The organism is Xanthomonas sp. LMG 12459, assembly GCF_009192905.1.
In the GTDB taxonomy this organism is placed as follows: Bacteria; Pseudomonadota; Gammaproteobacteria; order Xanthomonadales; family Xanthomonadaceae; genus Xanthomonas_A; species Xanthomonas_A sontii.
Window position 1 is genome coordinate 15,011 of the sequence record NZ_NSGT01000084.1, and the last position, 23,980, is coordinate 38,990.

Consider the following 23,980-nt stretch of genomic DNA (forward strand, 5'->3'; position numbering starts at 1 on the left):
ATGCCGGCGGCGGTGCCGGACCTGGCCGAGGCCGCGGCTTACCGGCACCCGTCCGCCGCCTGGTACGGGCGCGCGCTGCCGCGCCTGCTGCATGCGCCTGGCTGGACCCGGCTGCGGCGCGCGTTGACGCAACGCTGGCCGCTGCCGGCGCTTGTGAGCGACGTGCGCGAGGTGGTCTATCTGAACTGGTGGGTCGACGTGCGTCGCGCCCCGCCGCCGCCGCCGGGCTACGCCCACGTCGTCCACCAGGGGCGCACGCCGTACACCATCCTCAGCTATCGCCACGGCCATTTCGGTCCGGCCCTGGCCGGACCGCTGCGGAAGCTGCTGCCATCGCCGCTGCAGAGCAACTGGCGGTGGTACCTGCGTCGCGTGGACGATGTGAACGCCGGGCCGGTGGTGCTGTTCGACCGCAACGTGATGGATGGATTGGCCTACGTGGCCGGCGCACGCGCCGCCAGCGACGCCATGCAGCCGCACCTGGCCGCGCGCTTCGTGCACGCGCTGCAGTCCGATGGCAGCGGCCATACGCAGATCGAGCCGGGGCAGGGCAGCGCGCCGGCGCTGCAACTGCACTGGCAGCCTGCCCAGGCCTGGCACGATGCCGACTGGACGCCGGCGTTCGCCACGCGCGAGGCGCTGCTGCGCTTCCTCACCTGCCAGGACGAGGCCATCGCGCGCACCTGCGACGGCCGCTGGGCCAGCACCCGCATCGCCTTGCCGGTGGACCCGGCCACGCTGCAGCCGTTGCGGCTGACCGGGGCGCTGACCTGCCCGCGGCTGCAGGCGCTGGGTGTCGCGCTGGAGGAGGGATTGGCCTTTCGCCTGCCGCGTGTCGCGTTCCGGGTGGTGTCCGAACGGCTGCTCTGAGCGCCTGGCGCCTGGGTAACGCCGGCAGCGTGCAACAGGTTCGAGCGGTTCCGTCGCGTGCCCGTGGCACAGGGCCATGCGCGCCGGTTGCACCGCAGCGTCGCCGTGCCTGTTGCGTCGACGCTCGCCTCCGCCTGGGTGATCGACGCTGCAGGAGATGGACGGCCGGCCGTCGGTTGAACCGGGCGATCCCGCGGCCGGTCGGGAGCGCTGTGCATACCCGGCGTACATGGGTGGCCCGATACGCTGGCGCACGCGATTGCGCCACTGCCGCCACGTCAGGGGGGCGGAACGGAAGAGGCCTGGCGCGCTGCCACCAACGAACAGGAGAGACCGATGCGTACGATCATGTGGGCTTGCTGGATGACGGCGGCGTTCGCGCTGTCCGGGTGCGGCCGTGAGGGCGCGCCGGCGTCGACGACGCCCAAGCAGGGCGACACGCCTGCGGCGGCCGCCGCTGCGCCAAATCCGGCGCCGGCCGCGACACCTGCGCCTGCGCAAGCGCCTGCGACGACGACGGGGACTGCCGGTGCGGCGGGCGCGCCGCTGTCCTGCGCCGACGAGATCGGCGCCGACGCCGCGGCGGCGCGTGCGGCCACCTGTCGCTCGGTGTCGCCGGCCACGCACCCGCCCTGCAATGCCGCCAACAGCTGCGCCATGATCGACGACGAGATCGCGCGCAGCTGCGCGCTGCTCGGCCGCGACGGGCCGGCCACCGCCGGGTGCGGCCCGGCCGCCGACAGCCCGCAGGCCGCGGCCGACGTGGTGCGGCGCTATTACGCGGCGATCAATGCGCGCGACTACGCCACGGCCTGGCAGCAGTGGGGCGAGGACGGGCGCCCGGGGCAGTCCTACGCGGCCTTCAAGGCCGGCTTCGCGCAGACGCGTGCGGTGAAGGCGACGATCGGCGCGCTGGGCGCCAGCGATGGCGCCGCCGGCTCGGTGTACCAGCCGGTACCGGTCACCGTGGAGGCGACGCTGGCCGACGGCAGGCGGCAACGCTTCCGCGGCGACTACGTCCTGCGCCGGGTCAACGGTGTGGACGGCGCCTCGGCGGCGCAACTGCGCTGGCGGATCGACTCGGCCAAGCTCCAGGAAGTGCCGGCGCAGTGAGGCCTGGCGGCGTCTTCTTGCGCGTGGGAGGCCGATGGCGCGCGCGGCGGGTAAGATCACGCTCGCTGCTGCCTGTCGATGACGGCATGCCCGGTTCGTCTCCTGATGGCATCGCCCGCCGAAAGGCGGTGCGCGGCGCTTTGGAATGCGATCTGTTCTGGGCCGACCGACCCTCACCCCAACCCCGCTCCCGGTGGGAGAGGGGCTTCATTCGCTTGAAGGGATGTTTCGATGACGACGTTGTACGGATTGAAGAACTGCGACACCTGCAAGAAGGCGACCAAGTGGCTGGACCGCTTCGGCGTGGCCTACACTTTCGTCGATTACCGCGAGCACAAGCCGACCCCGGAGACCCTGCTGGACTGGGCCGGCCAGGCCGGTGGATTCGATGCGCTGGTCAACAAGTCCTCCACCACCTGGCGGCAACTGCCCGACAACAAGAAGACACCCGGCTCCGATGCCGAGTGGAAGCTGCTGCTGCGCGAATACCCGCAACTGATCCGCCGCCCGGTGGTGGTGACCGAGGACGGCAAGCTCAGCCAGGGTTTCTCCGACAACGGCTTCAAGCAGCGGTTCGGGGTGGCGTGACCGTCCGCCCGTACCGGGCCGACGACTGGGCGCGCCTGTGCGCCATCCACGATGCCGCGCGCCTGGAAGAACTGCAGGCGGCGGGGCTGCCGGAGGCGTTCCTGCCGCTGCCGATCGCGGCCGAGCGCGAAGGCCTGTTCGATTACCGCGTGCAGGTCGCCGAGTGCGATGGCCAGGTGCTCGGCTTCGTCGCCGACGATGGCGAGGAACTGGCCTGGCTGTACGTGGATCCGGCCGCGCGCCGGCGCGGCGTCGGTCAGGCGCTGGTGGCCGCGGTGCAGGGTACCAGCCCGGCCGGCCTGACGCTGGAACTGCTGGAGGGCAATGCCGCGGCGCTGGCGTTCTACCGCGTCTGCGGTTTCGTCGAGACCGGCACGCACGGCGGGCGCATGCCTGGCAACGAAGCTTTCGCGGTGCGCGTGCAATGCATGCGCTGGCCGGGCATCGCGCCGTAGCGACGGCCGACACCGCGACCGCGCACCCGTTCGGCGATCCCGGCCGATGCTTCGAATCCGCCACTCCCACTCGTACACTGCACGCCGTGCGCCGTCGGCACGCGCCGCTGCCGCCGCCGATCCGCATCGCGTCTCCCTCGTGTTTTCCAACGGTGTCCCTGCATGTCCGATGTCCTTGAACTCGCCTGCGACCTGATCGCCCGCCCGTCGGTCACCCCCGACGATGCCGGGTGCCAGGAACTGATCGTGCAGCGGCTGGAACGTGCTGGTTTCGCCATCGAGCGGCTGCGCTGCGGCGAGGTCGACAACCTGTGGGCCACCCATCGCGGTGGCAACGGTCCGGTGCTGGTGCTGCTCGGGCATACCGACGTGGTGCCGCCGGGGCCGCGCGAGGACTGGAGCAGCGATCCGTTCGCGCCGCAGGTCCGCGATGGCGTGCTGTACGGGCGCGGCGCCGCCGACATGAAGGGCAGCGTGGCCGCCTTCGTGGTCGCCGCGGAGCGGTTCGTGGCCGCGCAGCCGCAGCACCCGGGCACGCTGGCGCTGCTGCTGACCAGCGACGAGGAAGGCGATGCGATCGACGGCGTGCGCCATGTGGCGCGCGTGTTCGCCGAGCGTGGCGAGCGCATCGACTGGTGCATCACCGGCGAACCCTCGTCCACCGAGCGGCTCGGCGATCTGCTGCGGGTCGGCCGCCGCGGCAGCCTCTCCGGTGCGCTGCGCGTGCGCGGCGTGCAGGGGCATGTGGCCTATCCGCACAAGGCGCGCAACCCGATCCACCTGGCCGCGCCGGCACTGGCCGAGCTCGTGGCGCGGCACTGGGACGACGGCTACGAAAGCTTCCCGCCGACCAGCCTGCAACTCTCCAACATCCATGCCGGTACCGGCGCCAACAACGTCATTCCCGGCGAACTGCAGGTCGCCTTCAACCTGCGCTATACCCCGCACTGGGATGCGCCGCGGCTGGAAGCGGAGATCGTCGCGCTGCTCGATCGCCATGGCCTGGATTACGACCTGCGCTGGCACCGCAGCGGCGAGCCGTTCTACACCCCCGAAGGCACGCTGCGCCGGGTGGCGCGCGAGGTGCTGGGCGAGGTCGCCGGCGCGCCGCCGGAGGAGAGCACCGGCGGCGGCACCTCCGATGCGCGCTTCATCGCCCCGCTGGGCGCGCAATGCATCGAGGTCGGCCCGGTCAACGCCAGCATCCACCAGGTCGACGAGCACGTGCGCGTGGCCGACCTGGAGGCGTTGCCGGATCTGTACCTGCGCCTGATCGAACGGTTGCTGCGGTAACAGTTGCGCCGGCTCGCGTGCCGGGTTACGGTCGTTCCATGACCTCGCTGTCCGCCCTCCGCTCGAGCAACGCCAACGGCCGCAATAATGCGCTGGCGAATAATCGTGCGCGGCCGATGCGGGTCTGCGACTAGGCGCTACCAGAAACACCACGCCCAGCCACCAGAAAACCCGCATCGGCCGATGCGGGTTTTTTTGTGCCTGGGTGTCTCCCCTCCGCAACCACCACCCCACGATCAGGAGCTTTCCCATGTGTTCGATCTTCGGCATCTTCGGCCTGCAACCGGGCGACGACCTGCAGGCGCTGCGGCGGCAGGCGCTGGACTGCTCGCAGCGGCAGCGCCACCGCGGCCCGGACTGGAGCGGCGTGTATGTCGACGACGGCGCGATCCTGGTCCACGAGCGCCTGGCCATCGTCGACCCGGCCGGCGGTTCGCAGCCGCTGCTCTCCGACGACGGGCAGCTGGCGCTGGCGGTCAACGGCGAGATCTACAACCATCGCGAACTGAAGAAGCAGCTCGTGCAGCCATACGCCTTCCAGACCGGCTCGGACTGCGAGGTGATCAACGCGCTGTACCGCGAAACCACGCCGGATGCGCTGCTGAACCGCCTCAACGGCATCTTCGCTTTCGCGCTGTGGGACAAGGCCGCCGGGCGCGTGCTGATCGCGCGCGATCCGATGGGCGTGTGCCCGCTGTACTGGGGCCACGACGCGCAAGGGCGGCTGCGGGTGGCCTCGGAGATGAAGTCGCTGGCCGACAGTTGCGCCGACGTCGCCCAGTTCCCGCCGGGGCACTACTACGACAGTGCCAGCGGCGAACTCGTGCAGTACTACCGCAAGCCGTGGCGCGACTACGCGGCGGTGCAGGGCGTGGAGGTGAGCAAGCAGGAACTGCGCGAGGCCTTCGAGCGCGCCGTGCATCGCCAGTTGATGACCGACGTGCCGTACGGCGTGCTGCTCTCCGGTGGACTGGATTCGTCGCTGGTCGCGGCGGTGGCGGCGCGCTTCGCACGCAAGCGCATCGAGGAGAACGACGAGGCCGAGGCCTGGTGGCCGCGCCTGCACTCGTTCGCGATCGGCCTGAAGGGCTCGCCGGATCTGGCCGCCGCGGCGATCGCCGCCGAGGCGCTGGGCACGGTGCACCATGGCTTCGAGTACACCTTCGAGGAAGGCCTGGACGCGTTGCCGGAGGTGATCCGGCACATCGAGACCTACGACGTCACCACCATCCGCGCCTCCACGCCGATGTTCCTGCTGGCGCGGCGGATCAAGGCGATGGGGGTGAAGATGGTGCTCTCCGGCGAAGGCAGCGACGAGATCTTCGGCGGCTACCTGTACTTTCACAAGGCGCCGAACGCGCGCGAGTTCCACGAAGAACTGATCCGCAAGCTCGACGCGCTGTACAACTACGATTGCCTGCGCGCCAACAAGTCGATGATGGCCTGGGGCGTGGAGCCGCGCGTGCCGTTCCTGGACGTGGAGTTCCTGGACGTGGCCATGCGCATGGACGCCCAGTACAAGATGGCCGGCACCCGCGCCGACGGCAGCAAGCGCATCGAGAAGGCGGTGCTGCGCGAAGCCTTCGAGGGCTATCTGCCCGAGTCGATCCTGTGGCGGCAGAAGGAGCAGTTCAGCGACGGCGTCGGCTACGGCTGGATCGATGGGCTGAAGGCGCATGCCGAGGCCCAGGTCAGCGACCGCGAACTGGCCGCCGCCGACAAGCGCTTCCCGGTGAACCCGCCGCAGACCAAGGAAGCCTATTACTACCGCAGCCTGTTCGAGCGCGTGTTCCCGACGCCGGCCGCGGCCGAGACCGTGCCCGGCGGCAAGTCGATCGCCTGCTCCTCGCCGGCGGCGATCGCCTGGGATGCCAGCTTCGCGACGATGGCCGATCCCTCCGGTCGCGCGGTGGCCGGGGTGCACGCGCAGGCGCTGGGGTGACCTGTGCCAGCCTGCTGGCGATCGCCGGGGTGCTGACGCTGGGGGCGATCAGCCCCGGCGCCAGCTTCCTGCTGGTGGCGCGGCTGGCCGCGGGGCGCTCGCGCGCGGCAGGGCTCGCCGCGGCACTGGGAATGGGCGTGGGCTGCGCGCTGTTCGCGTTGGCGGCCTTGTTCGGCCTGCAGGCGTTGCTGGAGCGGGTGCCGGCGCTGCATCGCGCGCTGTCGGTCGCCGGTGCCGCCTATCTGCTGTGGCTGGCCTGGCGGGCGTGGCGGACGCCGGCGTGGCTGGCCGCCACCGCGCCGGAACAGCAGGTGCCGGCGGTGCGCTCGGCCTTCGTCATGGGCCTGTTGACCCAGCTCGGCAACCCGCAGACCGCGCTGGTGTTCGCCGGCCTGTTCGCCGCGCTGCTGCCGGCGCAGCGCGTGCCTGTCGAGTACGTGGCGCTGCCATCGCTGGCCTTCGCCATCGATGCGGCCTGGTTCGCGCTGGTGGCCGGGTTGCTGTCCGCACCGGCGCCGCGGCGCTGGTGGTTGCGCGCGCGGCGGCCGCTGGACCGGCTCAGTGCGGTGCTGATGAGTGGCCTGGGCCTGCGCCTGCTGTGGCGGGCGGTGTAGCCGCAAGCGCAGGCGGGTCGCGCTGCTCCGGTAGCGTGCGTGTTCGACGCCGGCGATGCGTGCCGCGGGATGCGGCTCCTTTCCGCGCGCCTCCCGCTACGCCGGATCCGCCGTCGGCGCCGCGCTGTCGAGGGCGCCGTGCATGGCCGCGATGGGGGCTGGCCCTGTGGCGCTGTCCAGGCAGATCCGGCTCTTGCCGTCGCGCTTGGCCGCATACAGCGCACGGTCGGCACGCTTGAGCAGATCCGAGACGTCGCCGTCGGGATGCATGCGCGCGACCCCGGCGCTGAACGTGAAGGCCACGCCCTTGGCGCGGGTCTGGCGCACGCGTTCCAGCAACCGCTGCAGCAGGGCATCGGTCTGCGCGTCGCTCATGCCGTCGAGCACGATGCCGAATTCCTCGCCGCCGAGCCGGCCGACCCGGCAGCCGTGCCCGAGCCGGGTCAGTTCGGCGGCCAGGGCCAGCAACACCGCATCGCCGACATCGTGGCCATGGCGGTCGTTGACCTGCTTGAAATCGTCGATGTCCAGCATCGCGAACTGCAGCGTGCCGCGGCGACCGCGCTCGGCCGCCAGCGCATGCAGTTGCGCCATCAGGGCGCGCCGGTTGGCCAGCCCGGTCAACGCATCGGTCTCGGAGATGCGCCGGTAGTCTTCCTTCAGACGGTAGGTGATCAGCATGCTGCGCGCGAAGGTGCGGTTCATGGCCAGGCCGATCAGCGACACCGCGGCGACCAGCAGCCCCAGCAGCATCGGGTCGCTGGCGGCCGCCGGTGGCAGCGCCCGACCGCTCAGCATGAGCGTCCAGGTGTATGCCAGCGCCAGCAGGTAGTCGCGCGTGAACGGGAACAACAGATTGATGCCCAGGCACAGGGTGACCGCGGTCGGCAGCCACCAGAATTCGCCATGTACGCCCATCTGCAGCAGCTCGATGTGATACGCCCACGACAGCAGCAGCACATACAGCGCGCCGCTCAGGCGCCAGTGCCAGAAGCGGCGGACCAGCAGGGTGCAGGCGGCGGCGCCGAGCAGCGCGGCCAGCAGGATCAAATTGACCAGGCCCCATGGTCGCTGCAGATACGGATTGAACAGCAGCGTCGCGACCCAGATCGACAGGGTCAGCGCTTGGATGGCGGTGGTCGACCGGCCCAGCAGGTGGCGGATGTACTCCGGGTACGTCATGTGCTGCCCAACGGCGCGTCCCGGCCGGTTCGTGATGTGCGGACGCCGACGCGCACGCGATGGATCGATGGCAGCTTATCGGCATGCCGGCGTGGCGGCTTGAGTGGCCGCAGCGTCTGCGGTTCAGCCTGTTGGTGCCGCACGCAGCGGCGGTGAAGCGGGGTGGACGTCTGCGCTGTCTGCGTCGGGCCTGATGCGCGTGCACCACGAGCGAGTGCGCTGCGGGGCGGCGGCATGCGCCGCCCCGCGGGGGGCTGTTGGTGCTGCCTGCTACAGCGACGTGGCGGCCGGCAGACCGGGATCGCCCGCGAACGCCGCGGACGTGCTGGCCGACACCGGCGTGGCGCCGTCCAGGCGAAGGCTGCCGTTGCCCGCCTGCCGGGCGGCGGACAGCGCGCGGTCGGCGCGGGCGAGCAGGTCGGACAGTTCGCCGCCGGCCGGCAACGAGGCCATGCCGACGCTGCAGGTGAAGCTGGTGCCATCCACGCGCAGGCCGCGGATGCGCTGCTGCAGGCGCCGCACCAGTGCGCTCGCCTTGTCCTGCGACACGCCCTCGAACAGCAGGCCGAACTCCTCGCCGCCGAGGCGGCCGACGCGGCAACGCGGGTCCAGCCGCACCAGTTCCGTCGCCAGCGCCTGCAGCACCGCATCGCCGACGTGGTGACCGTGCTCGGCGCCGATCTGCTCGAAGTCGTCGATGTCCAGCATGGCCAACTGCACGGCGTGCTGGGTGCCGACCGCTGCCTGCAGGTCGGCCATCAGCGCGCGCCGGTTGGGGATGCCGGTCAGTGCGTCGGTCGCGGCCAGGCGCCGATAGCCTTCCTTCAGTGCGTGGTTGCTGCGCATGGTGGTGACGAAGATGCGGTTCAACGCGAACCCGACCATGGTCACCGCCGCCACCAGGATCTCCAGCAGCGGCAGGTCGGCGGAGGCCGGCACCAGGCTGTCGTGCCAGCCGAGCATGATCGCCCAGGTGCAGGCCAGCGCCAGCAGATAGTCGCGCGCGTGGCAGAACAGCACGCTGTAGCCCAGGCTCAGGGTCACCGCCACCGGCAGCATCCAGGCCAGGCCGGCGCCGCCCATGTGGTGCAACTGCAGCCGGAACGCGGCATCGAACGCGATCACCGACAGGAAGGCGCCCAGCCGCCATTGCCAGGACCGCCTGGCCATGCGCATGACCAGGCCGCTGCCGAGCATGGCGACGAACGCCAGCGCGTAGCGCGCGTCCAGTGGGTGGCTCAGGTAGGGGTTGCACAGCAGCAGCGCCAGCCACACGCACAGGGTCAGGCCCTGGATCGCCAGGATCGGCGTGTCGAGGGTGCGGCGGACATGAAGGTGGTAGTTCATCTGCTCTCCCAGAGCGCCGCGGCACTCCAGCGTCTGCGGCACGGCCGGTCGGTGGTCCAGCGCGGTCCGTCGGTCGCTGGGGCGTCGTCACCGGTTAGCGGCCGCTGCAGGCAGAGCTTTAATGGATGTGTCGCGGCGTGCGTGTCGTCCGCCTGGTCGTGGTCCGACACCCGCCTGGACGCGGCCTGGCCTGGGGGTCACCCCGGTTCTGCCGCCACGCGCGGGCGGGCGCGCCCCGGCCGACCTGTTCAAGGCCGGCCGGGTGGCGTGCGCAGGCGCCGCGGCCGCGCGCGCTTACTCGAAGCGCACGCAGTGGCCGTAGCGTTCGGGCTGGATGTCGATGCCCGAGGCATCGGCCTGGTTGTTCTTGCGCCACAGATTGGGGCGGAACTCCGGGCCGGTGCAGTTGGCCGCGCTGTCCACGCCGATGGTGTAGGTGTAGGGGTTGCCGCGGAAGGTGTTGTTCTCGAAGGTGTTGTCCTGGCTCATGCTGTTGTCCCAGCACAGGATCTGCGGCGTGCGCTGGCGGATCGAGCAGGTCAGGTAGAGCCCGGCGCCCTTGTTGTCGATGAACTGGTTGCCCGCGAACAGGTTGCGCCGCGCGTCGGCCAGGTACACGCCCTGGCTGCCATTGCGCTCCAGGCGGTTGTCGCGGATCTCGCTGTCTTCCAGATGCTCGGTGGTGATGCCGGCGGCGACGTTGTCGTGGATCACGTTGTCGATCAGCTTGACCTTGGCGGTGCGGTTGAACGACACCCCGTCCCAGGTCGCGCCGGACACGTCGTTGTGCGCGATCAGCAGGTCGCGGCTGTCGAACTCGCTGAGCAGGCAGGCGCTGCGGCACTTGCTCACTCGCAGGTGGGTCAGCTGGATGTTCTGGCCGTTGCGCACCACCACCAGGCTGTTGCTCAGGTACGGGCGTTCGGGCATGAACTCCTTGTCGATGGTGCCGCCGACGATCTGCAACTGCTCCACGCGCACGTCGCGGATCGGCCGCATGGGGCGCTCGTTCTGGTAGTCGCCGATGACGATGGTGGGTTGCTGCACGTGGTCGCGCATGCGCAGCACGGTGCTGTCGCCCTGGCCGCGCAGGCGCAGGCCGTCGCGCTGGATCGAGATCAGCTTGCCGACCGGGAACTCGCCGGCGCTCAGGCACACGGTGGCGGGTTTGCCGTCGTTGGGGACGCGGTCGATCGCGGCCTGCAGATCGTCGCCGGGTTGGGCGCGCACGCTGCAGTCGGAGGCGGCCGCGGGCGCGTCGGCAGCCGGCGTGGCGCAGGCGGAAAACGACACGGCCGCGGCGAGCGGCAGCAACAGGGCGAGCAGGGGAGGGCGCTTCATCGGTAGGCAGACTCGGCAGTGGGGGAAGGGGGAAGGCAGGCCGGCGTATGCGGGCGGACGCCGGCGCGGAGCCGATCGCGGGTCATTGTGGTGCGGACGGGCTTAATGTCAGCGTGTACCGGGTCGGGCCGGGCAGGAACTTTGTGGCGCGGCCCTGCACCCAGTCGGCGTGGCCGGCGCCCCAGAACGGCGACAGCGGGTGGCCGCTCTGGCCGCCGGGCATGTGCACGATGCCCTCGGCCTCGTGGCCCGGTGCCACCACCATGCGCTCGGAGGCGCCGAACGCCGGGCGCTGCACCCGCGGCATGTCGTCGTCGCCGGGCAGCGGCGTGTCCGGCATGCATAGCCAGCCGCGCAGCGGCGCCGGCAGGCCCTGCGCCAGCGGATGGCAGATCGCCGCACGGTTCTCCTGGCCCCAGCGGCGTGTGTCCAGCGGGCCATCGGCCTGCAGGTGCGTGCGCACCTCGGCGGCGGCGTCTTCCAGCAGCGCCTGCCAGCTGCCGTAGCGGCGCGGCAGCAGGTGCAGCGGCTGTTGCTGCAGCAGCGGCCAGGCCACGCCTTCCAGTTGCGGCAGCGCCGGTGGCGCGGCATCGGCGTCCGATCCTGTAGGTGCCGGCGCGATCAGGCCGTCGCGGATCCGGGTCAGCACCGCCAGGCGCCAGGCGCGCACCAGGGTGTAGCTCACCGATCCGGTGCTGGCGCGGCCCTCCCAGTGCGCGGCCGCCTGCGACACGGCGTGCAGCGCCGGCGTGGCCGCGCCCGCGTCGCGTTGCTGCAGCAGCGCCCACCAGCGCTGCAGGAACAGGGCGCGGTCGTCGAGCTGGATCGCCAGCAACTGCGGTTCGTTCAGCCGCGGATGCAGGCGCAGGTCGTCGCGGATCTGCTGTGCGCGTGCGCCCAGCGCGTAGCCGCCGTCGCCGAGCGGTGCCAGTTCGGCGCCGCCGACTACGCGGGCATTGGCGGTCCACAGTTGCCCGTCGGCGGGATCGATGCGTTGCGGCGACTGGCTGGTGGACAGCGGCCATGGCACGCAGCGCGCCTCCGCCGGCACTGTCGCACGCACGTCGTGCATCACCGCATCGGCCGCGCAATGCGGGCCGCGCAGCGGCAGCGGGCCGAGCACGCGCCAGCCGATATGGCCGTCGCGGTCGGCCAGCACCAGGTTCTGCGCCGGCGTGGCGATGCGTTGCGCGCGGGCGAAGGCGTCGGGGAGGGACGTGGCGCGGGCGAAGTCGGCCAGCCCCAGATTCAGCGCACCCGGCAACTGCGCGGTCCAGCGCAACGCCAGCGCGCTGCCGTCGGGTTCGTGTTGCAGGATCGGGCCATAGGCGGTGTCTTCGACCTGCAGTTCGGTGTCGGGGGCGCCCGAGACCTTGATCCGTTCGCGATGCACGGTGACCGGCGTGCAGCCGGGCTGCGCCACCGCGGCGCACGGGGTGAGCCGGTACCAGTCGGCGGTATCGGCATAGCTGTTGGTGAACCCCCAGGCGACGTGACCGTTGCTGCCGACAATCACCGCCGGCAGGCCGGGCAGCGAGAATCCGGACACGTCCACGTGGCCGCCCGGCGCCTGCGCATCGGCATAGCGCAGGCGCACACGGAACCACAGGCTGGGCGCGCGCAGGCCCAGATGCATGTCGTTGGCGACGATGGCGCGGCCGTCGGCGGTGCGGCTGCCGGCGATCGCCCAGTTGTTGCTGCCGGGCGCGCTGGTGGCGACCGCCTCGGTCGCGGCGGGGGCGGGCGCGCCCGCCAGGCGGCGCAGATCGACCTGATCGGCGGAGGGCAGCTCCGCGTCGCCGCGCACGCTGCCGTCCAGTGTCGCGTCCCAACTGCTGCCCTCGTGACGCAGCAGGGCGTACAGCGGCGCCGGCAAGCGCTGCTGCAGGCGATACAGGGCCAGCTTGCGCTCGAGTTGCTTGCCCTGCAGGTCGAAGTACATCGCCTGGCCGGCCAGCGCCGAATCCACAGGCTGCCAGTCGCGTGGTGCGGCGAACAGCATCAGGTAAGGCCACGGCCGTATCCGCAACGCGTGCAGGCCCTGGTTGACGCCGGCGCTGTAGGCCTGCAAGGCCGCTGCGTGCGTGCCGGCGAACGCGGCCAGTTGCTCACTGCTGCGCGCGCGCAGGCGATGTGCCCGCCGTGCCTTGTCCACCTCCAGCGCGTGCGGGCCGACCAGTTCGGACAGCTCGCCGGCGGCGGCGCGGCGCAGCAGATCCATTTCGAAGAAGCGTTCCTGCGCGTGCACGTAGCCGAGCGCGCGCATCGCATCGGCCTCGTCGGCGGCCTCGATGGTGACCACGCCCAGTGCGTCGCGCTGGATGCTTGCCGGCGCGCGCAGGCCTTGCAGCGGCGCGTTGCCGTCGAGCGTGGCCAGGCTGCCGCGCAGCAGCAGCCAGATGCCCAGCGCCACGGCCGCCGTCAGCAGCAGCGTCCCCAGCAGCAGGCGTTTCCATCGACCGCGCATCGTCTCTCTCCGGTGGGCAAGTCTCCGATTCTAGACACGACTGCGTGTCGTTCCCGCGTAGGCGCGGCGCGCTGTGCGCGGGGTCACGCATCGCGGATGTGCGAGTCGGGATGTGAATGATTCCGATTGGAACGCGGCGCGGCGGCATCGGGCACTATGGCGCCCTCAGTCGACCCCACGGAGCCCGCCCCATGAAGGGACACCCCGACGTTGTGCAATGCCTCAAGGAGCTGCTGCGCGGCGAACTGGCCGCGCGCGACCAGTATTTCATCCACTCGCGGCGTTACGAGGACCAGGGCCTGCTGGCGCTGTACGAACGCATCAACCACGAGATGGAAGAGGAGACCGAGCACGCCGATGCGCTGCTGCGGCGCATCCTGTTCCTGGAGGGCGACCCGGACATGCGCCCGCATGCCTTCGAACCCGGGCGCACGGTCGAGGAGATGCTGGAGAAGGATCTGAAGGTCGAGTACGAAGTGCGCGCCAATCTGGCCGCGGGCATGAAGCTGTGCGAGCAGCACGGCGACTACGTCAGCCGCGACGTGCTGCTGGCGCAGCTGCGCGACACCGAGGAAGACCATGCCTGGTGGCTGGAGCAACAGCTCGGCCTGATCAAGCGCATCGGCATGGCGCTGTACCAGACGTCGAAGATCGACGGGCACGTGTCCGGCAAGGACGCCTGATCCGTCCGTGCGCCTCCCGCTTGCGGGAGGCGCCGATGCACTGAGCGGGACCCATCCCCGCCACCGCGGCCGTGCCATCGCCGGCCGCTTCTGACCCGCCGATCGTGCCGGTCGCCACAACTCTCGCTGGCCCGCACCGGCGCTGCCCACCTTCGCGGGCGATAGTGCGCATCGCGATGTCGCGGCGGTTGCTGCTGCAGCAAGGCCGCAACGACTGCCGACACGCCTTCTGCCCTTCTCGTTTCCTGACGCCGCCGATCGGGTTCGGCCGCGCGCGGCCGCGTCGCTGGATGGCGTGGCTGGCGCATTCGCTCGGTTCGCAGTGCGACGCCATGGCGATCGGGCGAGCCGATCTGTTGTCGCCGTCCTCGCCGATGGCTGTTGCAACGCCGCAAAAATCGGCCGTCGCACGCATGTCGCTGCATGCGCGAACCCTTGAAATCCAGGCGTTTGCGCGCCTCGCCACGTCCGTGGCGAACGCCGCGCGGGCAATGCTTGCAAAACGGTAGTGATCGCTATACGGTAGTTTTCACTACTTAATTGCGCGATGGCGAGGGGGCGTTCGATGCAGGCGAGTCCGGGAATGAAGCGGTACGGCGTGGTGGTCGCGGGATGGCTGCTGGCGACCGCGCCGGCGTGTGCGGCGCCGGCCGCGGCGCAGGGGTTGTGGCTGACCGCGGCCAAGGACGCGGTGGTGGAGTTCGCGCCGTGCGCGGATGCGGCCACGGCCTTGTGCGGACGCATCGTCTGGGACAAGGACGCCGGCACCGCCACCGATACCTGCGGCGTGCAGATCGCACGTCTGGGGCGCGAGGACGGCGATACCTGGCGCGACGGCTGGGCCTTCGATCCGCGCAGCGGCAAGCGCTACAAGGCCACGCTGCGCGCCAGCGGCAAATCGCTGGACCTGCGCGCCTTCGTCGGGGTGGAAGTGCTCGGCGAGACCGAACGCTTCACACGCGTGCAGACGCTGCCCAGCACGCCGGTCTGCGCCAAGTAATCACCCGCCGCGCGCGCAACGCGCCGGCGTCATCAATGTGCGGGGCCAGCGACGGCCGCCGCGCGTCCCACCTTCCTCAGCGAACAGGGGAGATTGAGATGACCGCAGTCCGCTTCATGGCAATCCTCGCGGGCGCACTGGCTCTGCACGGCGCGTGCTGTGCGCAGGCGCAGGCCCAGCAGGCCGACGCCGATGGCATGGTCAATTACGAGTTCCAGAACCAGATCAAGCTGATGAGCGAGCAGCGCACGCGCGGCGTGTCCGACTCGCTGATGCGCCCGTCGCTGAAGTGGACCACCCAGTTCGTGCACGCCAGCGGCTTCGTCGCGCTGCTGGAGGTGGCCAAGGTCAGCAAGAAACAGTTCCTCGACGGCGACGGCCTGGGCATCACCGCCGCGGCCGGCTACCGCTTCGGCAATCCCGATGCCTGGCATGCGGGCGTCGGTCTGGCGACGGAGCGCTTCCCGGGCGCCAGCTTCCTGGCCCCGCACCGGATCGACCTGGAGACCGGAACGCCCGAGGGCATCCGCCGCACCGACTACGACAGCAATTTCGGCGTGCTCGAACTCGGCTACGGCGCGGTCGAGGGCCGCCTGCTGTACGTGTTCTCCAAGACCTACCGTGGTGCCGACACCGGCGGCGTGTGCGCGCAGATCCTGCAGTTCGCCGCCGACCCGACGGCGGCGCTGCGCTGCTTCGCCCGTGGCGAGCACGACTCGCGCGGTACGCTGCTGGGCGATCTGAACTACCAGACCCCGCTGCTGCCGTCGATATTGCCGTCGACCACGCTGCGCCTGCACGCCGGCTACCAGAAGCTGCGCAACTTCAGCGAGGGCAGCTTCGCCGACTACCAGATCGGCGTCACCCACAAGCGCTGGGGCCTGGACTGGAACCTGGACTGGGTCAGCACCCGGGTCAACGCGCACGAGCTGTACTGGGTGCAGGACGGCGCGCGCATCCGCAAGACCGACGGCGACACCCTGGTGGCCTCGATCGGCTACACGTTCTGACCGATGCGCAGCGAACTGCTCGATGCCGACCGGGGCGGCGACCAGCCGCTGGTGCTGGCGGTGGACCTGGGAACCTCCGGCTGCAAGTGCGCGCTGGTCACCCTGGAGGGCCAGGTGATCGCTTGGGCCTTCGAACCGGTGCCGCTGCACGTGCACGGGGTCTGCGCCGAGCAGGATCCGCGCGACTGGTGGAACGCGTTGCTGGTCACCGCGGCGGCGGTGCTGCAAGGCGGCGAGGCCTTGCGCCGGCGGGTGACCGCGGTGTGCTGCTCGACCCAGGGCGAGTGCACCGTATGCGTGGACCGCGACGGCCGCGCGTTGGGCAACGCCATGCTGTGGCTGGACATGCGCGGGCAGGCGGCGATCGCGCGGCGCCTGCGCGGGCGCTGGCTCAACGTGCGCGGCTACGCGCCGCTGAAACTGCTGCGCTGGTTGCGCCTGAGCGGCGGCGCACCGGCCGGCAGCGGCAAGGATTGCGCCGGCCATATCGCCTACCTGCGCGACCACGAGCCGCTGCGCTATCAGCGCACGCACAAGTTCCTCAACGCGCTGGACTATCTCAACCTGCGCCTGACCGGGCGTTTCTGCGCCACCGCCGATTCGGTACTCACCACCTGGGTCACCGACAACCGCGACCCGATGCGCATCCGCTACGACGACGGCCTGCTGCGGCTGCTCGGCATCGAGCGCGACAAGCTGCCGGAGCTGGTGGCCTCCACCGAAGTGCTGGGGCCGCTGCTGCCGCAGGTGGCGGCGCAGCTGGGGCTGTCGCCGCAGACCCGGGTGATCGCCGGCGCCATCGACAACTCGGCGGTGGCGGTGGCCGCGGCGGTCGAGGACTACGCCGCGCATCTGTACCTGGGCACGTCGTCGTGGCTTGGCGCGCACGTGCCGCGGATGAAGACCGACGTGTTCAGCAACATCGCCGCGGTGCCGTGCGCGGTCAGCGGGCGTTACCTGGCCACGGCGCTGCAGTCCACCGCCGGCGCCAACCTGTCGTTCCTGCGCGACCGCATCCTGTTCCATCCCGACGAACTGCTGCGCGACGAAGAACGCCCGGACGTGTACGAGGTGCTCAACGTCATCGCCGCGCGGGTGCCGGCCGGGGCCAACGGCCTGGTCTACATGCCGTGGCTGTTCGGCGAGCGCACCCCGGTGGAGGACCATAGCCTGCGCGCCGGGCTGGTCAACCTGTCGCTGATGCACACTCGCGAGGACATCATCCGCGCCTTCATGGAAGGGGTGGCGTTGAACACGCGCTGGATGATGGAGCCGTTCGCGCGTCTGCTCGGCCGCGATCCGGGCGTGGTCGCCGCGGTCGGCGGCGGCGCGCAATCGGACCTGTGGTGCCAGATCATCGCCGACGTCAGCGGCCAGCCGATCCGGCAACTGCACAATCCGATCCAGGCCAATGCGATCGGCGCCACCTTCATCGCCGGCGTCGGCCTGGGCCGGCTGCGCTTCGCCGACCTGCCGGCGCTGCAACGCGCGCGCCGGGTGTACGAGCCGTCGCCGCGCACCCGCGCGCTGTACGACGACCGCTATGCGATGTTCCGCGAATTGCAGCGCACGCTCGCGCCGATCTACCGGCGCATGAATCCCGTTCCCGAATGCGTGCCGGAGGTTCCCCAGCATGTTTGCCCATGAACAACGCATGCGTGTGGTCGCGCTGTGCGTGGAGCTGTCGCGGCGCGGCTACCTGGCCGGCACCGGCGGCAACGTCGCGCTGCGCCTGGACGCCGAACGCTTCGCGGTGACGCCGTCGGCCATCGATTACCTGGCGATGCGCGCCGAGGACATCTGCGTGGTGCGCCTGGCCGACCTGCGGCAACTGGACGGCGCCGCCACGCCGTCGGTGGAGACCGGCCTGCATGCGCAGGTGCTGTGCCGCCGGCCCGACGTGGCCTGCAGCATCCACACCCACCAGCCGGTGGCCAGCGCCTGCGCGCTGCTCGGCGCGGCGCTGCCGGTCGAGGATCCGGCGTTGCAGGCAACGATCGGTGCCCGCGTGCCGATGGTCGGCTACTTCCCGTCCGGCACCGGGCTGCTGGCCTGGCTGCTGGCGCGGCAACTGCGCCCGTCGAGCAACGCCTACCTGATGCGCAACCACGGCGTGCTGTGCTGCGGCCGCAGTCTGGAACAGGCGGTGGCGGCGGTGGATGCACTGGAGCAGCTGGCGCGCGATCACCTGGCGCGCCGCATCGAACGCCGCGCGCTGCACGACGCCGGCCTGGCCGCGCCGTTGCGTGCCGTCCTCACCGCCCTGGAGGCCTGACCCCATGCACGCCCTTTCCGTTTCCGCTCCCCCGAACCCGGCACCGACCATGAGCCAGACCCCCGCCATTTCGCAATGGCCCGATGTGGACCAGTTGTACGCACGCTTCCATGCACTGGTGAACCAGCCGATGCGGCCGATCGGCGCCGCCGGCATGGCCAAGGTGATGCGCTATTTCGACGCGCGTTGCCAGGGCTCCAGGCGCCTGGGCGAGGCGGCCAAGCAGGTGATCCCAGGCGGCGTGCAGCACAACCTGGCGTTCAACCATCCGTTCCCGCTGGCCATGCACAGCGCCGAGGGCGCGTACCTGACCGACGTCGACGGCAACCGCTACATCGACTTCCTGCAGGCCGGTGGCCCGACCCTGCTCGGATCCAATCCGCCGGAACTGCGCGAGCACGTGCAGGCGGTGCTGGACCAGTGCGGCCCGGTGACCGGCCTGCTGCACGAGTACGAGGTCAAGCTGGCCGAACTGGTCTGCGCCAGCATGCCGGCGGTGGAGATGTTGCGCCTGCTCGGCTCCGGCACCGAGGCGGTGATGGGCGCGGTGCGCCTGGCCCGCACCCACACGCGCAAGAAATGGATCATCAAGATCGGCGGCGCCTATCACGGCTGGAGCGACCAGCTGGTGTACGGCATGCGCCTGCCGGGCACCGGGCGCATGGAGGCGATCGGCATCCCGCGCGGCGCCACCGCCCATACCCAGGAATGCCATCCCAACGATCTGGAGGCATTGCGGCGCAAGCTGCAGTTCAATCGCCTGCGCGGCGGCACCGCGGCGGTGCTGCTGGAACCGCTGGGGCCGGAGAGCGGCACGCGGCCGGTGCATCACGACTACAACCGGCAGGTGCGCAAGTTGTGCGACGAGTTCGGCGCGCTGCTGATCTTCGACGAAGTGGTCACCGGCTTCCGGCTCGGGCCGGGCGGTGCGCAAGGCTACTTCGGGGTCCTGCCGGACATCACCGTGCTCGGCAAGTGCCTGGCCGGCGGCTATCCGATGGCCGGCGCGATCGGCGGTCGCCGCGAGGTGATGATGAGCCTGGTCGGCGGCATCGGCACCACCGCGCGGCGCGCCTTCGTCGGCGGCACGCTGTCGGCCAATCCGCTGTCCTGCGTGGCCGGTTACCACGCCTTGCTGGAAGCGCAGCGCAGCGACGCCGCCGGCCAGGCCGGCCGCGCCGGCGATCGCCTGCGGCAGGGCCTGGAGGCGATCATCCGCCGTCTCGGCCTGCCCTACGTGGTCTACAACATGGGCTCGATCGTGCACCTGCAGACCTCCGGCGTGCTGCTGCTGGACACCGGCAACCTGTACAAGCTGTGGCGCGTGCGCAACGAAGCCAAGGAGCGCAAGCACATGATGGAAGAGATGGGCGCGGCGTATTCGGCGCACGGGCTGATCACCCTGGCCGGCAGCCGCATCTACACCAGTCGCGCCGATACCGATGCGGTGGTCGACGAGGCGCTGAACCGCTTCGACGACGTGTTCAAGCTGGTGTAGCGCATGCCCACCGTCCCGCAGATCGAAGCGCTCTGGCTGCACACCCGCGAGCGGCTCGTGGCCAAGCGCCTGCTCGGCGACGACGCGGCAGCGCTGGCGCTGCGCTGTCCGGGCAGCACGGCGATGTGCTGTGGCGCGCTCGAGGCGGAGCGGCCGCAGTGGCTGGACTGGCGCGACCCGGCGCTGCCGGCATGGGCGCAGGTGCACGCGCAGGTGTATGCGCGGCGTCCGGATGTCGGTGCCAGCGCCTGGTCGGCCGGCGCGTTCGGCCACCTTCTGGCCAATGTCGGCGGCGTGCTGCCGCAGGTGTTCGACGAACAGGCCCGGCACATCGGGCCGATGCCAGCGCCATTTCCTGCGGTCGACGCGTTGGCGACGGCCGCGCCGGGCAGCGGCAGCGTCTTGTTGTTTGGCGGACGCCCGCTGTGCCTCGGCATCACCGCGCAGCGGCTGGCGCTGAACGTGGAATTGTTCGAAAAATGCGCCAAGGCCTACATCCTCGCCGCGGCCACCGGCGGCCGGGTGCGGGAGCTGCCCTGGTGGGTCCGGCGCATCGCCAATGGACGCCTGCGCAAGGACCAGATGCGTGCCGCCGCGGCCTTCGCCGCGGGCGAATTGCCGGCCGAAAGCAAAGGCTACTGAGGGTCCATCGCGATGACCGCCACGCCGTCCCCGTCTTCCGTCGCATCAACCGCCGTCCACGCGACACGTCCGCTCGCCGCGGCCTTGTCGATCGGCGCCATCGCGCTGCTGATCCTCGGCGTGCAGCCGATCGTGCTCGGCGCACTGGTCGAGCAGCACCTGATCACGCTGCCGGGTGTCGGCGTGGTGGCGATGGGCGAGATCATCGCGTTGGGGATCGGCGTGGCGCTGGGCGATGCGCTGCTGCCGGTGTCCTGGCAGCGTGCCACGGCGGTCGTGGCGGCTTTGCTGGCCGCGGCGCTGAACCTGGCCACGGTGCAGGCGCAGGGCGATGCGGCGTTCGTCGCGCTGCGTGCCGTCGCCGGCCTGGCCGAGGGTCTATTGGTCTGGGTGGCCACGGTCAGCATCGTGCGCGCGGCCACCCCGGACCGGGTCACCGCGGTGTTCATGGTGCTGCAGGCGCTGGCGCAGATCGCGCTGGCGGCGGCGCTGGCGCTGTGGGTGTTGCCGGCGGCCGGCTGGAAGGGCGGTTTCGTCGCCATGGCCACGACCTGCCTGCTGGTGCTGCCGCTGGCGGCGGCACTGCCGGTGCCGGCAAGCCTGGCTCCCGCCGCCGATGCGCAGTGCGCGGCGACCGCCACCGCCAGGCTGCGCTGGTCGCCGGCGACGCTGGCGCCATTGCTGGTGGCGTTCCTGCAGATGTCGGCGATCGGCGCGCTGTGGGCGTACCTGGAGCCGCTGGCGTTGCGCGCGGGGCTGGACGCGCACGCGGCGCAACTGCAGACCTCGTGGGTGCTGGGCATGCAGATCGTCGGTGGCCTGGCGGCGATCTACTGGGTGCGGCGACTGTCGGTGACGGCGACCCTGACCCTGGGCAGCGTGGCGCTGTGCCTGGTGGCCGCGGCGATGTACCGGGTTCCGGGCAATGCGGCGCTGGGCTTTGCCGCGGTGTGCGTGGCGTTCGGCTTCGCCTGGATGTTCCTGATGCCGTTCCATGTCGGCCTGGCGCTGCGCGCCGATGCGCAGGGGCGGGTGGCGGTGCTGGTGCCGGCCGCGCAGTTGATCGGGTCGGCCTGCGGGCCGTTGCTGGCGTCGCTGCTGCTGCACGCCGACGATCCGGCGCCGGTGCCGCTGGTCGGCCTGGGCTTTGCGCTGACCGCGGCGCTGCTGGCGCTGTGGATCGGCCGGCGGCAGCGCCGTCCGGCCGTCGTGGAGGCGGGCTCGCATGCGGGCTGATGGTGGTGGCCGTGCGAGCGTGCTGGCCGCTGCGATGACGCGCTTCCGTCGGCCGCGCATGGCGCAGGGCAGGAGATTGCCAGGCACCGGGCGATGGCCGATGTCCGCCAAGCAGGAGCGCGGCGATGGCGTCTGAGCCCGTGCTGGACACCCCACCGGAGACGGTCGCGGCGCTGTTCGCCGCGCAGCAGGCCACCGCGCTGGCCTGGCGCGGCTCCTCGGCGAACACGCGGCGCGCGCATCTGCGTGCGCTGCGCGATGCCTTGCTGGCGCGACGGCAGGCGCTGATCGCCGCCTTCGCCGCCGATTTCGCCAAGCCCGCACTGGAAGTGGAACTGACCGAGCTGCTGCCGGTGGTCGACGAGATCGCCACCGCCATCGCGCAGCTGCCGCGCTGGATGCGTCCGCGCAAGGTCGCCCCGACCCTGCTGGCCCTGGGCACGCGCGCGCGCATCGCGTTCCAGCCCAAGGGCCGCTGCCTGATCATCGGGCCCTGGAACTACCCGGTGGCCACCGTGCTGGGGCCGTTGGTGTCGGCACTGGCCGCCGGCAACACGGCGCTGATCAAGCCCTCCGAATTCACCCCGCAGGTCAACGCGGTGCTACAGGCGGTGCTGGACGAGGCATTCGCACCGGAAGAGGTGGTCCTGGTGCAGGGCGGTGCGGCCACTGCGCAGGCCTTGCTGGCCTGTCCGTTCGACCATGTGTTCTTCACCGGTTCGGCGTCGGTCGGCCGGGAGGTGATGGCCGCGGCGGCGCGGCAATTGACGCCGGTGACCCTGGAACTGGGGGGCAAGTCGCCGGTGATCGTCGACCGCAGCGCCGACCTGCGTCTTGCCGCCGAGGTGATCGTCTGGGCCAAGCTGGTCAATGCCGGACAGACCTGCATCGCGCCGGATACCTTGTTCGTGCATCGCGACGTCAGCGCGCGCCTGCTCGCACACTGCCGCGCCCTGCTGGCGCAGCGGTACGGTGCCGACGCGCAGGCGGTCGCCTCCAGCCCGCACCTGGCGCGCATGATCCACCCGGCGCATGCCGCGCGGGTGGCCGCGCTGATCGACGAAGCGCGCGCCGGCGGCGCGCAGTTGCTGGCCGGTGGCGAGCACGACGCGGAGCGCTGCTACGTGGCGCCGACGCTGCTGGCGCAGGTGCCGGCGCAGGCGCGGATCGCGTGGGAGGAGATCTTCGGTCCGGTACTGCCGGTGGTCGAGTTCGCGCGCCTCGACGAGGTGCTCGATCGGCTCGACGTCGCGCCCAAGCCGTTGGCGCTGTACCTGTGGAGCCAAGACCGTGCCGGCATCGCCCAGGTGCTGGCGCGCACCAGTTCCGGCAGCGCGGTGGTCAACCACTGCCTGCAGCAGTTCGTGCACAGCGGTTTGCCGTTCGGCGGGGTGGGCGCCTCGGGATTCGGCAGCGCGCACGGCGTGCACGGCTTCCGCACCTTCTCGCACGAACGCGCGCTGCTGCGCGGCGGCCGACTGCCGATCGTCAAGGCGTTCTTTCCTCCGTACACCACGTTGCAGCGGCGCTTGGCGGCCGGCCTCAGCGGTTGGCTGGCACGGCGCTGAGCGACGTTGCCGGTGTGCCAGCGGCGGGCGCGGTAAGATGCGATGTCGGCGCGTGCCGCGACGTCGCGGCGCAGCCCGCGCACCCATTGCCGCGGCGATGCGTGCCGTCAGGCTGGCGACGTGCCGCCACTGCGGCGCCTGCTGCTTTACCACCATCGAGATCCCATGCCCGCCGACACGCCGCGTCCCTCCGCACCGCACCGCCCGCGCCTGACCGGGAACAAGGTGCCGGCCCAGCATCGCGCCACCGAGACCTACGAACAGATCCTCTCGGTCACCGCGCAACTGCTCGGCGACGTCGGCGTGGAGCGGCTGTCCACCAACCTGGTGTGCGCGCGTGCCGGGCTGACGCCGCCGGCGCTGTACCGCTATTTCCCCAACAAGTACGCGCTGCTGTCGGAACTGGGCCGGCGGCTGATGGAGCGGCAGAACCAGCTCATCCCCAAGTGGATCACCCTGCATGCGATGAGCGGCACGCGCGAGGAATTGCAGCGCGCGCTGGCCGGGTTGGTGCTGGATACCTACCGCGTCACCAAGGCGACCGAGGGCGGGGTGTGGGTGCTGCGTGCGTTGCGCGCGGTGCCGGCGCTGCAGCAGGTGCGCCTGGAGTCGCATGCGCAGGTGACCAAGGGCCAGGTGCGCTTCCTCAGCGAGGCCTTCCCCGACGCCGACCCGCGCCAGTTGCGCCTGGTCAGCCGCATCGTGGTCGACCTGATCTATGCCACGGTGGAACTGTTGTTCGATACCCGCCTGAGCGCGCGCGCGGTGGCCGACACGGTGGCGGCGATGATCGCCAGCCATATCGAGCAGTTGCGCGATGCTGCGACAGTAGGCTAGGCGACTTGGACTCGGTCGC

The 23,980-nt window shown here is 71.0% G+C and carries 22 protein-coding genes; 18 read left to right on the top strand and 4 right to left on the bottom strand.

Features of this window, described 5'->3' with window-relative positions; genetic code table 11:
- The 7 genes from CEK65_RS16860 (at nt 1) to CEK65_RS16890 (ending at nt 6,875) form a co-directional block, all read left to right on the top strand.
- Nucleotides 1–870, top strand: coding sequence for a hypothetical protein (locus CEK65_RS16860; protein WP_152182439.1), 870 nt, complete (start codon nt 1–3; stop codon nt 868–870).
- Between the two features lie 336 nt (nt 871–1,206).
- Nucleotides 1,207–1,983, top strand: a complete 777-nt coding sequence (locus CEK65_RS16865; protein ID WP_226980622.1) for a hypothetical protein — start codon at nt 1,207–1,209, stop codon at nt 1,981–1,983.
- A 231-nt stretch (nt 1,984–2,214) separates the two neighbouring features.
- A complete protein-coding gene (locus CEK65_RS16870; RefSeq protein WP_152182440.1) occupies nt 2,215–2,571 on the top strand; it encodes an arsenate reductase in 357 nt (118 codons plus the stop codon).
- Complete coding sequence (locus CEK65_RS16875; protein ID WP_152182441.1) at nt 2,568–3,026, top strand: GNAT family N-acetyltransferase; 459 nt, start codon at nt 2,568–2,570, stop codon at nt 3,024–3,026. The genes CEK65_RS16870 and CEK65_RS16875 overlap by 4 nt, the downstream gene beginning before the upstream one ends.
- Before the next feature lie 162 nt (nt 3,027–3,188).
- A complete protein-coding gene (dapE, locus tag CEK65_RS16880; RefSeq protein WP_152182442.1) occupies nt 3,189–4,319 on the top strand; it encodes a succinyl-diaminopimelate desuccinylase in 1,131 nt (376 codons plus the stop codon).
- Nucleotides 4,320–4,569: 250 nt separating this feature from the next.
- Complete coding sequence (gene asnB, locus CEK65_RS16885) at nt 4,570–6,261, top strand: asparagine synthase B (protein WP_017915799.1); 1,692 nt, start codon at nt 4,570–4,572, stop codon at nt 6,259–6,261.
- Complete coding sequence (locus CEK65_RS16890; protein WP_152182443.1) at nt 6,258–6,875, top strand: LysE family transporter; 618 nt, start codon at nt 6,258–6,260, stop codon at nt 6,873–6,875. The genes asnB and CEK65_RS16890 overlap by 4 nt, the downstream gene beginning before the upstream one ends.
- A gap of 96 nt (nt 6,876–6,971) precedes the next feature.
- On the opposite strand, the gene CEK65_RS16895 is transcribed toward CEK65_RS16890, so the two are convergent.
- The 4 genes from CEK65_RS16895 to CEK65_RS16910 form a co-directional block, all read right to left on the bottom strand.
- Entirely contained in the window at nt 6,972–8,057 is a 1,086-nt protein-coding gene (locus CEK65_RS16895) for a GGDEF domain-containing protein (RefSeq protein ID WP_152182444.1), read from the bottom strand.
- Between the two features lie 270 nt (nt 8,058–8,327).
- Entirely contained in the window at nt 8,328–9,404 is a 1,077-nt protein-coding gene (locus CEK65_RS16900) for a GGDEF domain-containing protein (RefSeq protein WP_152182445.1), read from the bottom strand.
- 294 nt (nt 9,405–9,698) lie between these two features.
- Nucleotides 9,699–10,745: a right-handed parallel beta-helix repeat-containing protein gene (locus tag CEK65_RS16905; protein WP_017914346.1), complete on the bottom strand. Its 1,047-nt coding sequence runs from the start codon at nt 10,743–10,745 to the stop codon at nt 9,699–9,701.
- An 82-nt stretch (nt 10,746–10,827) separates the two neighbouring features.
- The gene (locus CEK65_RS16910; protein WP_152182446.1) at nt 10,828–13,212 is read right to left on the bottom strand and encodes a penicillin acylase family protein; all 2,385 of its coding nucleotides are present in this window, start codon (nt 13,210–13,212) and stop codon (nt 10,828–10,830) included.
- Between the two features lie 191 nt (nt 13,213–13,403).
- On the opposite strand from CEK65_RS16910, the gene bfr reads away from it, so the two are divergent.
- The 11 genes from bfr (at nt 13,404) to CEK65_RS16965 (ending at nt 23,961) form a co-directional block, all read left to right on the top strand.
- Nucleotides 13,404–13,895 (top strand): bacterioferritin, encoded by a 492-nt coding sequence (bfr, locus tag CEK65_RS16915; protein WP_026143459.1) that lies wholly within the window; start codon nt 13,404–13,406, stop codon nt 13,893–13,895.
- A gap of 164 nt (nt 13,896–14,059) precedes the next feature.
- Nucleotides 14,060–14,404: a hypothetical protein gene (locus CEK65_RS16920; RefSeq protein WP_152182447.1), complete on the top strand. Its 345-nt coding sequence runs from the start codon at nt 14,060–14,062 to the stop codon at nt 14,402–14,404.
- A gap of 74 nt (nt 14,405–14,478) precedes the next feature.
- A complete protein-coding gene (locus CEK65_RS16925; RefSeq protein WP_152182448.1) occupies nt 14,479–14,895 on the top strand; it encodes a DUF2147 domain-containing protein in 417 nt (138 codons plus the stop codon).
- A gap of 116 nt (nt 14,896–15,011) precedes the next feature.
- Nucleotides 15,012–15,905: a TorF family putative porin gene (locus tag CEK65_RS16930; protein ID WP_152182449.1), complete on the top strand. Its 894-nt coding sequence runs from the start codon at nt 15,012–15,014 to the stop codon at nt 15,903–15,905.
- A gap of 3 nt (nt 15,906–15,908) precedes the next feature.
- A complete protein-coding gene (locus CEK65_RS16935) occupies nt 15,909–17,552 on the top strand; it encodes an FGGY-family carbohydrate kinase (RefSeq protein ID WP_152182450.1) in 1,644 nt (547 codons plus the stop codon).
- Complete coding sequence (locus CEK65_RS16940; protein ID WP_152182451.1) at nt 17,539–18,180, top strand: class II aldolase/adducin family protein; 642 nt, start codon at nt 17,539–17,541, stop codon at nt 18,178–18,180. The genes CEK65_RS16935 and CEK65_RS16940 overlap by 14 nt, the downstream gene beginning before the upstream one ends.
- Nucleotides 18,181–18,229: 49 nt before the next feature.
- Nucleotides 18,230–19,678: an aminotransferase class III-fold pyridoxal phosphate-dependent enzyme gene (locus CEK65_RS16945; protein ID WP_152182452.1), complete on the top strand. Its 1,449-nt coding sequence runs from the start codon at nt 18,230–18,232 to the stop codon at nt 19,676–19,678.
- Between the two features lie 3 nt (nt 19,679–19,681).
- Nucleotides 19,682–20,320: a hypothetical protein gene (locus CEK65_RS16950; protein WP_152182453.1), complete on the top strand. Its 639-nt coding sequence runs from the start codon at nt 19,682–19,684 to the stop codon at nt 20,318–20,320.
- Between the two features lie 84 nt (nt 20,321–20,404).
- On the top strand, nt 20,405–21,556 hold the full coding sequence (locus CEK65_RS16955) for an MFS transporter (protein ID WP_152182454.1): 1,152 nt from the start codon (nt 20,405–20,407) through the stop codon (nt 21,554–21,556).
- A 125-nt stretch (nt 21,557–21,681) separates the two neighbouring features.
- Nucleotides 21,682–23,124 carry an aldehyde dehydrogenase family protein gene (locus tag CEK65_RS16960; protein ID WP_193314822.1) on the top strand — a complete coding sequence of 481 codons (1,443 nt, stop codon included), beginning with the start codon at nt 21,682–21,684 and terminating at the stop codon, nt 23,122–23,124.
- 165 nt (nt 23,125–23,289) lie between these two features.
- Entirely contained in the window at nt 23,290–23,961 is a 672-nt protein-coding gene (locus CEK65_RS16965) for a TetR/AcrR family transcriptional regulator (protein WP_152182455.1), read from the top strand.
- Nucleotides 23,962–23,980: the final 19 nt, after the last annotated feature.